This is a genomic window from Pedobacter sp. MC2016-24 (assembly GCF_015223055.1).
GTDB lineage: Bacteria > Bacteroidota > Bacteroidia > Sphingobacteriales > Sphingobacteriaceae > Pedobacter.
Genome location: NZ_JADFBX010000001.1, coordinates 1063850 through 1078636 on the forward strand (window position 1 = coordinate 1063850; position 14787 = coordinate 1078636).

Genomic DNA, 14787 nt, shown 5'->3' on the forward strand with positions numbered 1-14787 from the left:
ATTCTGATTATTTAAACACTGGTTGATCCGTTATTTTCATCGTTTTTTGTCCCGAATTTTTCAGTTCAAAAACAGTGATTTCGTTCTGCCCTTTTTGAAGCAGATCTGCAGAAACCTGGATGGACTGTTGTTTCTCTTCCTCCCAGAATGCACCGATATATTTTCCATTAATCCATACCTCACCCATTCCCCATCCCGAAATATCGAGGTAACCATCTTTCGGATGGTCGATATGGAAATTTCCATGCAGAAAGCCCGGAACTGAGCTTTCCCTCCGCGCATTGAACTTCAGACCGGCAACATCAAGCCCCTTAATGTGGAGCGGTGTGATCGTCCAGTTTTCAATTTCCCCCGCATTTAAGGAAACGCTGCCAAACAAGCCCCTGGAATTGTCTAAAATTTCCGGGCCATAGGTAATCCGTCCGATGTTTTCTACATAAAGCTTTAGCTTGTATTTTCCAGGTGTGACCTTCAGCGAGACTTTCTTCCTGCCATCTGTTAGCGTACCCTGTAACTGCTCATCCACAAAAACTACCGCATAGTCCCGCACGTGCTCCAACTCCAGCACACTGTTGGCCTGATCTACCTGGATTTCTGATTCGTAAAGTACATATCCAAACTCCATATCCAGGTCATTCATCGGTAACAGCCCTACAGATTCGTTACTTTTCAGGTATACCTGTTCCAGGTCGGCCTGCTTGTCCAAAACAATTTCCTGAGCCAGAACAAAGCCTGAAAGGCTAACCAAAGCTGTGATCAACCAACTGATCTTTAATATATTTTTAAAAAATTGTTTCAGCATCTTAAGCGTTTATCTGTTTATAAAAGAATTGATAAAGTCCGGATCCACTTCAATTTTCGGATCAAACTGATTGCCCTTTACATAAGCATCTATGCTTTTCAACAATTGCCTGGTGGCAGGTCGTTTATCGATATCTTTCTGCGTATCTACAGCCAGCACCAACAGTTTCCCTTTCCCCACCTTCGCCTCGAAGCCTATGCCCAGCTTCTCATTGTTGTCGTTCGCATCTATGACTTGTATAAAAGGCCGTAAATCTCCAGGCGCATCTTTCAGTTCAATTACTTTTGCATAATTGAGGATATCCCACCACTGCCAATCGGTATGGTTGGCAGTCACAAAGTTGTTGAATACCGGTTCTTTGTCATGGATCAGGCATCCGATGGTCATCGGTGGCCATGCAAACATGATTGGATTCCAGAAATGGTTATGAAATATAGATTTGCGGCCTTTTACCTGATCAGGTATCGGGCAAAATACAACCCTGGCACCTGCAGCAAGCTTTTGTTTCGTCTGCTCATCATATACCCTCGTGTACCAAACCTCATTTGTGGATTCCATGATTTGCTGGTTTCTCGGATACACCCAGATGTTCCAGCTGTTTTGAATGCTATCATTTACAGCTACATGGACACTCAGCTTTTCAGCTTGATGATGGCCTTTTAAATCGAAGGAGAATTTGCCCAAAGGAAAAACGTCACCGGTACCCAGCGACTGTGCTGGCAGGTTGCCCCTTTTCAAAACTTTACCGGATGCATCGCTCAGCCACCATTTTATTTTGGCATTCTTTAAGCCCGAGGCGCTGAAATTATACAATTCTGCATCTGCAGAGAAGGTCTCATCGTTAAAATAAGCGCTTTTTTCGTACCGCAGTAAAGCCACCGTAGGTGCGCAGAATTCCCGCCATTTTGCCGGAGTAACCAAGCCTTTCGAATCCCAGAAAGGATCTAAAATCCCTACAGATGCATATCCTTGTCCGGGGAAGTCATTCAAAGACAACAACTGAAAACCGGCAGATTTGGAGGAGCGTAACAAAGCCTCAATCACCGCCTTGTATTCTACTACAGTCAGCGCGCCCGAAGCCCAGAAAAAATCATTGGCCTGGTCCAGCATGCCGTTCTTTTCCAGCTGTTCACGGAACACCTCAAAATTTCGTGGTTCTACAGGACTTTTACTGTATTTCTTAATCTCTTCAAAATTTGGGTAAATGGCGCGTTGGCCCGACTCATGTGAAATCACCGGAACATCCACATCAGATTGTTTACTGACATCCCAATTGGTATATGGTAAACCTTCATACACCTTAACCGGTCCTTTATTGGTTTGCTGGGATACATAAAACTGGTCCGATTTTACGCGGGTACGGGCTGTGGAACCGCAAAAAAGATGTCTTTCGTCCATTGCCCTACCACTGGCAGTCAGCTGTTCAATAAAATCAAAATTGCCCGTAATTTCATTTCCATTACAATACAGTACAAATGAAGGATGATTGCCATAAGCTTTGAGTATGGCGCTCATTTCACGTCTAAAGAAATTGTACCGTGCTTCATCTGGCTCCGCATCCCTCCCCCACATTGGCATCTCCACTTCAAAATAAATCCCATATCTATCTGCCATCCTGAAGGCTGCATCAGGTGGGCACCAGGAATGAAAACGCAGGTGATTCAATCCATAAGCTTTCATCAGCAACATGATCCGTTCCCATTCCGCATCATCAACAGGGGCGTGTCCCGTTTTAGGGAATACGGCATTCTCTACATTCCCCCTTAAATGCACCGGACGATTGTTGATCATCACATGGTTTTTACCTTGTTTCACTTCACGCATTCCGAAGCTCACCGATTTTTCATGCTGATATTTAGCCTGATCCGTACTCGTATTCAGCTGACAGGTGATATCGTACACATTGGGATTAAATTCATCCCACAACTTGATTTGCTTTCCGAGTGGTATGGTACCTTCAAAGTGGATCACAGAATCTTTACCGCTAACCCGCAGCACCTTGCTGAGGTTGTAATTTTTGCCTGCCACCTTGAAACCGGCATCTCCGGATATCTGTTTTCCGGTCCGGTTGATGATTTCCATTTTCACCCGGATGGATTTCTCATTGATGTTGGGATACACCTGCAGATCTTCAATATAAACCGGATCAACGGCGACCAGCTTCATTTCGCCTAAAATGCCGTTCCAGTTAATTTGGGTAAACTCGGTATGGGCATGGTCCCATTTATGGGTATTGTACTGAAAGCGGTTGTCTATGCATACTGTGATCCGATGCGTTTTTCCCGGTTTTACAAAAGCGCTGAGATCATGGTTATGGGGAACACTGATGTAATCAATTTTGCTGACTTCCTTGGTATCTACATAAATGGAACTTAGCCAATGTGTGCGCTCAAAATAAATAAAGATCTGTTTCCCCTTCCATGCTGCAGGAATTTCTATGTCACGCTGATACCAGGCCGGCCCCATATACTCGTATTTACGGGTAAGGCGGTCTATGTATCTGTAAGGAACCTTATAACCGATCTGATAATCGTCGGTAATGCCGGGCAACTGGATCGTTTCCTGCAGTTTATGGTTGTATCTTGGCGAGAGCGAGCCCCGCCTGAAATCCATGACGTCGGTTTGAAAACCCCACTGACCCGATAGATCTATTTCATGGGTCTGTGATCTTGCCGAAAGAAAGGGCATCAGTACCAACATGGCCAATAGAAAAGTATAGCAATGTTTGATGTTATTCATGTTTTATGTTTTTTTGTGTGCTGAAATGAAATGCTTATAATTTTTTCTTTAACCTGCTGAGGGCCTCCAGGTAATAGTAGTCTGCATAAGTAAGGGGTGCATCAACCTCCGATTTAAAGGGATATGCCCCTGTGCTGTGCTTGAGAATGAAATCTCCGTTTTCTCCCAATTTTGCGGTATAGGCATCAGATGCCAGGGTCCGGATCTGCCGATCCAGAACCTGCATATACTTCTCTTTTGACTTCGCATCAACAAAATCGCTAAGTTCAACTAAAGCCGAAGCCATGATACATGCTGCAGATGCATCACGCGGTGTATTCGGTATATCCGGTGTATTGTAATCCCAGTAAGGAATAAAATCTGCAGGCATTTTCGGATGGTTGATCAGATAATCTGCAATGTGCCGGGCCTGGTCCAGGTAACGTTTATCCTTTGTTTCCCTGTAGAGATAAGTGTAGCCGTAAAGTCCCCAGGCCTGACCACGACTCCATGAAGAATCGTCGGCATATCCCTGGTGGGTCTGCTTACGATGTGGAACCCCGGTTTGCCGGTCGTATGAAACGACATGGTAGGAGCTGTAATCGGGACGAAAATGATATTTCATCGTTTTATCGGCATGTGACCTGGCGATTTTACTAAAACTTTCGTCTTTGGAATAAGATGCCGCCCACAACAGCAGTTCCAGGTTCATGATGTTGTCAATGATAACCGGATATTGCCAGACTTCTTTGTTATGGTCCCAGGAGCGTATGAGTCCAACTTTTGGGTCATAGCGCGTAGCTAGCGACCTGGCGCCAGTCAGCAGCACTTCCTTATAATGCTCCGCTCCCGTCAGCCGTAAGCCATTGCCAAAACTACAATACAGCATAAAACCCACATCATGGTTATCGGTGGTATACTTTTCCCGTTCCACCCTGTCGGTATACATTTTCGCATACTTTAGTACTTCCTGATTTTGGCTATTTTCGAAAATATACCATAGTGAGCCAGGAAAAAAGCCACTGCACCACCACCTGGAATCAGAAGAAGTATCTTTGCCCTGTTCAAATGACCTGGGTAGTCTGCCTGGCTGATCTTCGTACTTTTTTGCCATCAGCAGGCTTTGCTGTGTGGCAAATTCAAGCGCATGATCTACAACTGCCCGGAGTGGCTGGGCTTTGACCTGACCTGTGCTGAGCAAAATGGTAAAAAATAGGAATGAAAAATATCGTCTCATCTTGTCTTTATTTAATGTTTTGAAAATAGGCTCTCATGATGTACCAGGCTTTCTTTCTATATCCCTGATCAGAAACAAGTCCTTTTCTGTTCCAGCCATCCTGGTTAGTCGGATGAAAACGGAACGGTGAGCGGAAGTCGAACAATACCCAGGGAGAAACGCCAGCCAGATTAGGGATGTGCTTAAACATTTCGATGTTATCGCGATACAAACCGGCCTGATAATCTTCGCTCCAGGAGCTTGCTACGTCGGCATCCCCGGTTTTGCCATATAAAGCTTCAGCACCAAACTCTGAAACGATCAGGGGTTTACCCTTAGCCACATCCCATATGGCTTTGTCCGGACTAACCGGCCAGGGATGATACCAACCCAGATATTTATTAACGGCCACCACATCCAATTCATTGATAAATGGGTCATCCATTACAAACAGCTGTCTGTTGCGATCAAACTTAACCAGGTCGAAAGCCGCGGTAATTAACCGGGTACTGTCGATGTCCTTACAGCATTTGATCAGGTATTTCAGGAATTCGTTCCTGGGCCCGGAAGGCTGTGTTTCATTGGCCATTCCCCAGAAAGTTAAGGCGCAACGATTTTTATCGCGCATCACCATTTCTTTCATCATAGCACCTGCCTTTAACCGCGTATCCGTGTTTTCAAAATCAATACCTTGCCAGATCGGGATCTCTTCCCAAAGCAGGAAGCCCATTTGCTCAGCCATGCGTACGGTATGTTCATTTTGTGGATAATGGGCCAGCCGGATCATGTTACAACCTAAAGCTTTGGCTTCAGATAAAAGCATTACGGCATCAGGTTCTGAAAATGCACGGCCTTTCCGTTGGGGTATCTCCTCATGAAAACTCACTGACTTCAGAAATATGGGCTTGTCATTCAGATAAACCGCAGTACCTTTAACTGCCAGGTTACGGAAGCCGATAAGTTCAGTCACGCGATCTTCTTTAGCCGCAAGCACAACCTGGTAGCGCTTAGGTAAATCCGGCGACCAGCGTTGCAAGTTTTTAATGTTTTTAATCGACATTCTGGCTTGGCCATTTTGATCTGTAAGTAATTTCTGTCTGATCTTCAACTCCGGAATTTCAACCAGGATTTCAGCATTCACAAGCGGGTCCGACAGTTTTACCTGAACGTTGATCTGATCGGCCTTGTGCTTTTCCAACTGTATAAAATAATCCTTAATAAAGGTTTTAGGTGTAGATACGAGCATCACATCGCGGGTAATCCCCCCATAATTCCACCAGTCAAACGACTTGGCCGGTATGGCATCTGCTGTGCGCGTATTGTTCACTTCCAGGGCAAGAAAATTCCCGGCCTGTTTCACAACATCAGTTACTTCTATTTGAAAAGGTGTAAAACCACCTTCATGCTGGCCAATTTCCTGACCATTTAAATATATTTTACAGCGGTAACTTACAGCAGCAAAATACAGGAACAATCGTTTCCCACTTTCTTTTGGTACATCAAAATGGCGTGCATACCATATGGTTCCTTCATAATATTTCAATTCCGGCAATTGGCTGTTCCAATCCGAAGGTACATTTAAGCGCAGTCCATTCGAAAAGGAATATTCGTAAAAATCAGTTTTGCCCTCCGGCTTTTTATTGAGGAATATTTTGTTTTTTCGGCCCTGATCATATTGGTCAATAATGGCATCCCATTTACCATTTAAGGATTGTATGTTTCGTCCATACACATTTGTCAGCACATCTTGTGCAAATACCTGCGCGCCAAACAAGCTAAACAGTATCAGTGAAGTAAAAAAGGCTTTGGTTAAAATCATATGAGACAGGTTATTATTTTTTTAAAATTTTCATGGCGAAGCCGCCCCCCTGGGCCATAGCGATCGTCAATTTTTTATTTGCCGGAATGTCAATGGTTTCTTTTTGATAGTCGGAGGCGATTTTATTGGCATTGGAACCGTCTTTGTATATTTCGGCGATATAATTACCCGCATTAAGGAAAGAAAGATCCAGTTCCAGTTTTCGCGCATCCCAATTGGTTAAAGCCCCCAGGTACCAGGTATCTCCTTTTTGCCGGGCTATGGTAATGTATTTTCCAATCTCACCATTCAATGCTACTGTATTGTCCCAGACTGTGGGGATGGCAGTAATGAAGTCGGTACACTCCTGTTCTTTCTCATAATTGACCGGGCTGTCACAAAGCATATTCAATGGAGATTCAAAGATCACATACTCAGCCAGCTGCCTGCAACGCGTGCCCTGACTCATGGGTTCGTCATTGATCCCTCGGTGTGTGCGCTTTGTGGCATTTCGCATTGCGCCCTGGGTATAGTCTACAGGCCCTGCCACCATGCGGATAAAAGGCATAGTCACATCGTAGGTTACCATATCCATTTCCGGCCCTGTCCATTTCATTTGTTCCAGACCATTTACAGCCTCATAATTGATCACATTCGGGTAAGTCCGGTTTAAACCTGTCGGTTTATAAGTCCCATGAAAATCAACAAGCATTTTATGCCTCGCAGCAGTTTCCGCAGCACGGTAATGGAAATCAACCATAACCTGATCGTCCCTGTCCATAAAATCTATTTTAAAACCTTTAATCCCCATTGCAGCATAGTGCCTGCAAACCTCCTCCATATCGCGCTCAAAAGCGTAATATCCAGCCCAAAGAATCAGGTCTACCTTTTTAGATTTGCCATAGGCAATCAGTTTCTTTAAATCGATCTCCGGAACCACCTGGAACAAATCTGCTTTGAGGTTAACAGCCCAGCCTTCATCCAAAATCACATATTCAATACCGTTTTTGGCTGCAAAATCGATGTAAGCCATATAGGTTTCATTGTTTACACCGGCCGTAAAATCTACATGGGAAAGTCCCCAATTGTTCCACCATTCCCAGGCCACTTTACCCGGTTTTATCCAGGAAAGGTCCTGCAGCTTTGAAGGTGCAGCAAGCTTGTAAACCATGTCGTTATCAGCAAGCGCTTTGTCTGACGCAGTTACAATCACGATGCGCCAGGGAAATTTCATCCCAGCTTTCGCCTTTGCGATATAGGGCATTCTTTTAGTAACCAATTGCTGCAGCCGATTGTGGCCGCCCTGTTCGGTTGAAGCCGGACGCGGCGCAAAATTGGATTGCAGCGTAGCCATTCCAGTAGCATTAATGAGGTACATGCCGGGATAACTTTCCAGATCTGCTTCGGCCAGACACACCTTTTTTCCGCCCTCCAGGGCGACAACAAGTGGTGAAAAAGCCAGCTGGTCCTTGTTCATTTTACTGAGTGGCGTATACGTATAGGTATTTTCAAAAGAATTGAAATATTGACCGTCCAGGTCTTTAGCTTTAGACTTTACATAAGGAATATACGCATCATAATCTTTCGGAAAATGGAATGTCGCCAGTTCATCCTTGACTACAAAATCTTTTTTTCCGGTTGAAATGAAGCGGTAAGCAAGTCCCTCATTGTAGGCCCGGAAAACCAATCTGAAATCCGAGCTAAATTCTAATGTCAGCTCTTTGTATTCATCTTTGATCCGGCTTCTTTTATAAAAGTGTGCCGCTATTTCCTGATTTACCGATTGCAGCCTAGCCTGTTTAACTTTAGATCGGATCCCGAAATTTTTACCGTCCCCGAGCTGCATGCAAATGGCCGAAGGACTAAGCACCGGACTTCCCTCATGTGATACGCTGTAAGTAATGCTATCGCCAATAAGCACGTTCACCTGCAACTTCCCGTCCGGCGAACTGAGCTGATAAGGTTGTTGTGCAAATGCGGATGTCTGAATAAGCAACAGGAAAAACAGAAGCAAAGTGTATCGTTTCATGATTTGGTATTTATTTGAGGATTTCATATTTATACATGGCAAAGTCCCTGGTTTGGGGCAGTTCAATTTTTAAAGTGCCTTTATATCCGGTAGTCTGGATCATGGCTTTAGCACTTCCCAGTACAGGTGTACATTTGACCTTGGTGTGCTCCGGTAACCAGGTTTCCAGGACACCGATCTTATCCGGATGATAAGCCCTGAAAAAAATAAAATATCCTTCCTGGCCTTTCAGGGATTGGAAGCCGCTCCAGGATTTGCCCGAGGGCTCCTCGCCTATCGGTAAAATGATACCTGAGTGAAAGTCATGCTGAACCTTTTTATAGGCTGCTATCAGTCCTTTAACCTTCATGGCCTCTGCTGGTAGTGCACTGGCTTCAAACCAGGCCAGGGGCTGTCCGGCCATGGTACTTGCAAAAAGGTACTCAAAAGAGTAATTAGCGGGCGCAAACAAGTCATTGCCATACTTATCTACATTTCTCCATTTATTTAAAAATTCTACCTGAAGCTTTTCAGCCGGAACATATTTAGACAATTGCCATAGATTGCGTAATGTCCAATGGGGATAATAATTCTGCCAGTCGGTATACCTGTTTTCCAGAAAAATGTTACCGTATTCGGTAAGCATATGGTAGCCACCTCGACGGCCGGCTGTTGCATCCAGATTGAAAACAACCTCATTTTTTGTCAGTACCAATACCCGGTTGAACAGTTTGATGAGATTGGTTTCTGAGGCTTTATTGGGAATGGCCAGGCCATCAATCTTGAAAGTCCGAATGCCATAGGTTTCATACAGTTTAACTATGGCTAAAGCATCTTTTTCCCAATCCGCATAATCATGCTGTACGCTGGGGTTAAACCAAAGGCAAATTTCAATACCAAGTTCTTTACCACGCTTTATGATGGGATAAAGCCCATTTGGATATTTAATCGGATCGGGTTTCCAATAGTCCGGGTTGTCCCAGATGTTTTTAAAGGAACCTTTTGCCAGAGCCGAATTGGGACTTTTCCCAAGTTGCCATCCGTCATCTATCTGGAAATGGGTGATGCCCAACTTTGCAGCATTTTCTAACTCCAGCAGCGTAAACTTTTCATTTATTTTTGAATCCTGACTCCGGTCGCCCCAGGTATTCATCATCACCATTTCATCACGCCCGGGAAGTGATTTACGGATATTTTTCTGGTAGCTGCGCAAGGCTTTCAACTGATCCAGTTCGGTTCCTGTATATACACCAACTACACAAGTGTAAGCTTTACGCCATTCTTTTTCATTGATGTCAGCCGGACGAAGTCCCAGCCCGTTTACGGCAAAATGTCCAAACTCTGTGGTAAAATCCTGGCCGCTATAGGCCAATTGTACACTAGAACCTGGTGCTTCTTTCAAAAAGAAGAAACCAGCTTCTTTCTCCTGGTTATGCGCAAAAAGCAAATTCCCGCGATGCCCATTTTTCCGATAGGGAATAAACCGTTTTTCGGCCACCAGGTTGTTGTTCCAATCGGTTACGTCAAAAAATTCTACTGTTTTGCATTGCCAATGGAATCCTTCCAGTTTAACCTGGTCTAAAACTGGTATGGCTTGCCCGGAATTCATGTCTTCCGTAAATTCTATATTCTTTCGATCGGCCAGATTACCGGCACGCTCTGTAACGACATCGCTAAGCCGTCCTTTCAGGTAAGTATCACATGCAATAGCCGGACTATGCTTAAAAATACGAAATACCCTTTGAACCTCAAGCGGCCCCAAGGTGTAGGTGACTGTTGTTTCCCAATGTACCGGCTGGATGGATGTTTCCGCGACTTCTCTACTATGGTAAACCGCGTTTGAAGCATCGGATATACTTTTGGAGATCAGGAAATCCGGAGCTTTATTTTTATTGATCCAGGATTGCCCAGACGATTTATCGGTCAGACTATGCGTAATCAGATTACCTTTGTTCCATATAAATTTACGCTCAATCAGACTGTTGCCAATGGTTAAAGTATCTTTAGCCAGGTGACTATAGTACTGATCCTGGGCGTACGCAGTGGGGAATAGGTTTACGGACAGGATAAATAAAAGTACTGATTTTAAATTAGTCACTGGATTGCTGCTCATATCTGGTTCGGCTATTATATCTGGTGTTTTACAAAACTAAATACCAGATCCCTTTAGGAGGGTTCATTTTTGTACGGAAATGGTTCATTTTTGTACAGGAGAGCAGGTTTGTGTTGTGCAGGGTTGCCCAGTGCATCAGCATACCGGGCACACAAATGCGCTCTTATTCACTGGAACACAAGGCAATGTCTAATATTTACTATGAGAATAGTTTAAATGGGCCTAGTTTTGCGTCAAACTGAATGATATAGTGTTATGGTGATCAAAACCGAAGAAGAGTTACAGGGCATCAGCCGCGTAAGTGAGGCCGTAGCCCTTACGCTGAAAAAAATGACTGAGTATGCACAGATAGGTTGCACGACCAAAGACATCGACGAATACGGAAGGGAGTTACTGGAAAAGCTTGGGGCAAAATCTGCGCCATTCGAAACTTATGCTTTTCCTGGTTACAGCTGCATCAGTGTCAATAATGAATTTGCACATGGCATTCCTTCAGATCAGGTCATTCTGAAAAACGGCGACATCATCAACATTGATGTATCTGCAGAACTGGATGGCTTTTGGTCTGACAATGGCTGTTCCTTTATTGTCGGAGAAGACCTACAGGGTCTGCAACCCCTGATCGACACCTCAAAAGAAATACTACTGGAAGCCATTTCCCAGATTAGCGGTGGCATCAAAATTTCTGACATTGGAAAATTGATAGAAAACAAAGCAAAAAAAGCCGGATACACCGTGATCCGCGATTTAGCTGGTCACGGTGTTGGCCGAAGTTTACATGAAGAACCGGATGCCATTGTAAATTACTTTGACCGTTACGACAAAAGGCGGTTCCGAAAGGATTCCGTTGTTGCCATTGAAACCTTCATCTCCACACAGTCGACTTCCATTAGAACGGCCAAAGATGGCTGGGCATTCACAGGCAATCAAGGCGGATTTGTAGCCCAGCATGAACATACCATATTGATCACTTCCGGTAAGCCAATCATTTTGACAAAGGCAAACGGTATTTAGAACCACAAAGCATTAAGAAGTAGCTCCGCCCATAAGCAATTGTTCAACAATTTCATTATAGCCTTTTACTGAAGCATAATGTAGTGCTGAATATTCGTTATTGTCTTTTTCGTCAAGGTTAGCACCGCGTTCAATAAGCAGGGCTGTCACGTCATTAAAGCCGCAAATGGCAGCAACAATGAGTGGCGTTTCACCTTCGTTGTTTTTACTGTTGATGTCCATTCCCTTTTCCAGGAGCAATTTAACGATTTCTTTGTTGCCCCTGCCGCTACTGTAATGCAAAGCGGTATTGCCGTCTAAACGTCTCAGCAGCATATCAGCACCGGCATCAAGTAAAATCCCGGCCACCCTGAGGTTGTTTTGTATACAAGCCAATACCAGAGCCGTATCTCCCTGGTCATTGTGTCCGTTGAGGTCAATTGAGGCTATTTTTAACAGTTCTTTAACCACTTCAGCCTCATTGTTCCATACAGCCTGATGGAGTGGTGTATTTCCCTGGCTGTCTTTTTCTGTCGTATCGCCAGCCAAAAAGGCGATGGTATCCCGCAATCCCCTGCTGGTTGCATAATCCAGCGCACTGTATCCTTCATTATCCTTGATGCTTTTGTCTGCTCCTTTAGCAAGCAGGAATTTGGTAAACTCTGTTCTTCCATCTTTTATGGAATAAATCAAAGGGGTTTTCCCTTCTTTATCCGTTACATTGATGTCAGCTCCGCTATCCAGCAAAACGGCCACAATTTCTTTATTGCCACTTTGCGAGACCATATGTAAAGGCGTCATGCTTTGATTGTTTGCCAGATTGACATCAGCGCCACCTTCAACCAGAATTTTAACCACATCTCTTGCACCCTTCTGGCAAGCGTAAAACAAAGCCGTATTGCCCATGGCATCCCGTTTATCGAGGTTGATGCCGCCCCGCTTCATAAAGGTCTGAACAATTCCTTTCTGGTTGTTTTTACATGCGTTTAAAAAAATATTTTCCATAGTAAGTATGTTTTAATTTGTAATTGAATGGCCTGTAAGCTTATTGTTTTTCCAGGATCCAGGCGACCAAAGGTTCATTATTCTGTGCTACGGCATAATCCAGCGCAGATTTTTCTGCGTTGTCTTTTGCATCCAGCAATGGCTTTCCAAATTCCGCCAGTAATTCACAATAGGTTTTAGCAACCGATCGATCCGAGTTGTTCACCGCATACATCAATGCCGTTTTTCCATTTTTATCACGGAGCTCCGTAGAAGCACCTTGTTCCAGCAGCGTTAAAAAGTTTTTCTCTGCCCTTGAGGCATCCCCCAAGCCCAAATACATCAGTGGCGAAATCCCTTCGCGGTTCGTTTTGTTTACATCTGCATTTGCATAAATAGCTTCAGCTATAAGGACGGTTGCAATGGTATTGCCATTGTATAGCGGCAACCTGTCAGCATGTTTAGCTGCCAGCGTCAACAGCGTATTTTCATCATCATCCAAAAGTGAATTGATGTCAAAACCTGCTTCCAGATATGACTTCAGGATTCGTTCAAAAGTTTTACGTTCAAAATCTCCAAAGCCAGTGTTTACACTGGAGCTGGGCGTAAAAAGATATCTGAAAGGATGCCAGGACTTACTGTCGCGCAGCATTGGATCGGCTCCATTTTTAAGGAGTAAATCGGTACAATCGAAATCATGTTTCACCATGGTAATTGCCAGCGCGGTCATTCCATGGTGATTATCTCCAGCTTTGTCATAGGCTTCATTTAGGTTTTCCCCAAGCTGGATCAATGCCTTTAAAGCTCCGGCATCGCCATAGATACAGGCCTGAAAAACATCCATACCGCCTGCCTGAAGATAGAGCTGGCCAGTGTTTTCGTCAGATAAATCCGCGCCATTCAACAACGCGCCGATTGCTTTCGATTTGTAACGAATGGCCACATCAATGGCTGTTTCTCCGATATTGTTCTTTTGATAAGGATCTGCTCCAAATTCCATGGCCAACAAAGCAAAAGTAATAAACTGACTTAAGCGTTCCTCTGAAGCATATTGTGCTGCAATATGCAACAGAGTGTTTCCATTTCTATCGGTAAAATCTATTTTTGCCCCAATTTCCTGATAGGCCTGAAGCATTTCGGAGTACCCTGCCCTTGCGCCCAGCATCAAGGCGGTATCCCCCTCATTGTTTTTTCTTAAGGGGCTAACCTTGGCGGCCAGCAATTGCTTCGTGGTTTCATAAACCCTTTGTTCAGGTATCACATAGTTTCGCGCGTTTGGAGCCTGTGCCATAAGGTGTAGCAATGTGTTTCCATACCGATCTTCTACCCTTGCCGCTACCCAGCCTTTAGCAATGAGCTGATCAAGCATCGCTACATTGGCAAAACCACATACTTGTTTCCAAATTTCCAGCTGCTGCTCTTCGTTAGCATCTTCTGCCACTTCATTGTACATACCGTTGATCTCCGGAAGTTCTTCGCCCTGCAAATAAGCGCGTTCTATGTCAAATAAATTTATCATTCTGTTGAGGTATTTATCTTAGTCTTAGCAATTGTACATGCTTCAATTACATTCTTGCATTTTTCCATTCCAGGTAATGATGATAACCGCAGCACTTCCTGCCAGTTTTGAAGTTCCAGATGCAGGTCGACCAACAATCTGCGGATGCGCAATTTTACAATTGTCGAATGCAATGCAACTGCTGTTTCGTTTAGTGCCAGGTAATGATGATTACTTTGATACTCCTGTGTCAATAAGGGCTCTGGCAAATGGCCGGCCGACTGCGATGACCAGGAAGGTGCAGCGAGGAGCATTAGTGCTTCCTCCAATACGGCGATGGCTTTCTGATGTTCTTTGGCAAATACATGACAAAGGGCCATATTGTATAATAAGGAAGGAGATTGATTCTTTTTATCGTTACGGAGCTGCGTAAAAGCAGCATAAGCCAGTGCCCATTGCGCCGTATTGAGGTAAACTAACCCATCGGCGAACAATTGATCGGGATGAAGTGCTGGTACTGTTTTATCGTTTATGAGCATTGCTATGTATAAATCCTGGTTTAATTTGGTTGGTAATTACCAGGTAAAATACATTTCTAACGTCCATATTGTTTTTTTATTGGAAAAATAAATCACAATTGAATGAGATTAACCCATT

General features: G+C 44.2%; 10 protein-coding genes. 1 reads left to right on the forward strand and 9 read right to left on the reverse strand.

Annotated elements, in window-relative coordinates; genetic code table 11:
* Positions 1-7: 7 nt before the first annotated feature.
* The 6 genes from IM797_RS04650 to IM797_RS04675 are packed head-to-tail and all read right to left on the reverse strand — an operon-like array spanning position 8 to position 10655.
* Positions 8-802 (reverse strand): hypothetical protein, encoded by a 795-nt coding sequence (locus IM797_RS04650; protein ID WP_228098710.1) that lies wholly within the window; start codon positions 800-802, stop codon positions 8-10.
* Between the two features lie 9 nt (positions 803-811).
* A complete protein-coding gene (locus IM797_RS04655; RefSeq protein ID WP_228098711.1) occupies positions 812-3541 on the reverse strand; it encodes a sugar-binding domain-containing protein in 2730 nt (909 codons plus the stop codon).
* 34 nt (positions 3542-3575) lie between these two features.
* Positions 3576-4757 carry a glycoside hydrolase family 88 protein gene (locus IM797_RS04660; protein WP_194125910.1) on the reverse strand — a complete coding sequence of 394 codons (1182 nt, stop codon included), beginning with the start codon at positions 4755-4757 and terminating at the stop codon, positions 3576-3578.
* 7 nt (positions 4758-4764) lie between these two features.
* Positions 4765-6555 carry a glycoside hydrolase family 2 protein gene (locus tag IM797_RS04665; protein WP_194125911.1) on the reverse strand — a complete coding sequence of 597 codons (1791 nt, stop codon included), beginning with the start codon at positions 6553-6555 and terminating at the stop codon, positions 4765-4767.
* 13 nt (positions 6556-6568) lie between these two features.
* A complete protein-coding gene (locus IM797_RS04670; protein ID WP_194125912.1) occupies positions 6569-8563 on the reverse strand; it encodes a glycoside hydrolase family 97 protein in 1995 nt (664 codons plus the stop codon).
* Between the two features lie 10 nt (positions 8564-8573).
* Entirely contained in the window at positions 8574-10655 is a 2082-nt protein-coding gene (locus tag IM797_RS04675) for an alpha-galactosidase (RefSeq protein WP_194125913.1), read from the reverse strand.
* Between the two features lie 255 nt (positions 10656-10910).
* Here IM797_RS04675 and map point away from each other — a divergent pair, with 255 nt between their 5' ends.
* Positions 10911-11669, forward strand: coding sequence for a type I methionyl aminopeptidase (gene map / locus IM797_RS04680; RefSeq protein WP_194125914.1), 759 nt, complete (start codon positions 10911-10913; stop codon positions 11667-11669).
* 12 nt (positions 11670-11681) lie between these two features.
* On the opposite strand, the gene IM797_RS04685 is transcribed toward map, so the two are convergent.
* From IM797_RS04685 to IM797_RS04695, 3 genes are read right to left on the reverse strand one after another with little or no spacing between them, the layout of a single operon-like run.
* Positions 11682-12653, reverse strand: a complete 972-nt coding sequence (locus tag IM797_RS04685; RefSeq protein ID WP_194125915.1) for an ankyrin repeat domain-containing protein — start codon at positions 12651-12653, stop codon at positions 11682-11684.
* 40 nt (positions 12654-12693) lie between these two features.
* Positions 12694-14151 (reverse strand): ankyrin repeat domain-containing protein, encoded by a 1458-nt coding sequence (locus IM797_RS04690; RefSeq protein WP_194125916.1) that lies wholly within the window; start codon positions 14149-14151, stop codon positions 12694-12696.
* Positions 14148-14669, reverse strand: coding sequence for a hypothetical protein (locus tag IM797_RS04695; RefSeq protein WP_194125917.1), 522 nt, complete (start codon positions 14667-14669; stop codon positions 14148-14150). The genes IM797_RS04690 and IM797_RS04695 overlap by 4 nt, the downstream gene beginning before the upstream one ends.
* Positions 14670-14787 lie beyond the last annotated feature (118 nt).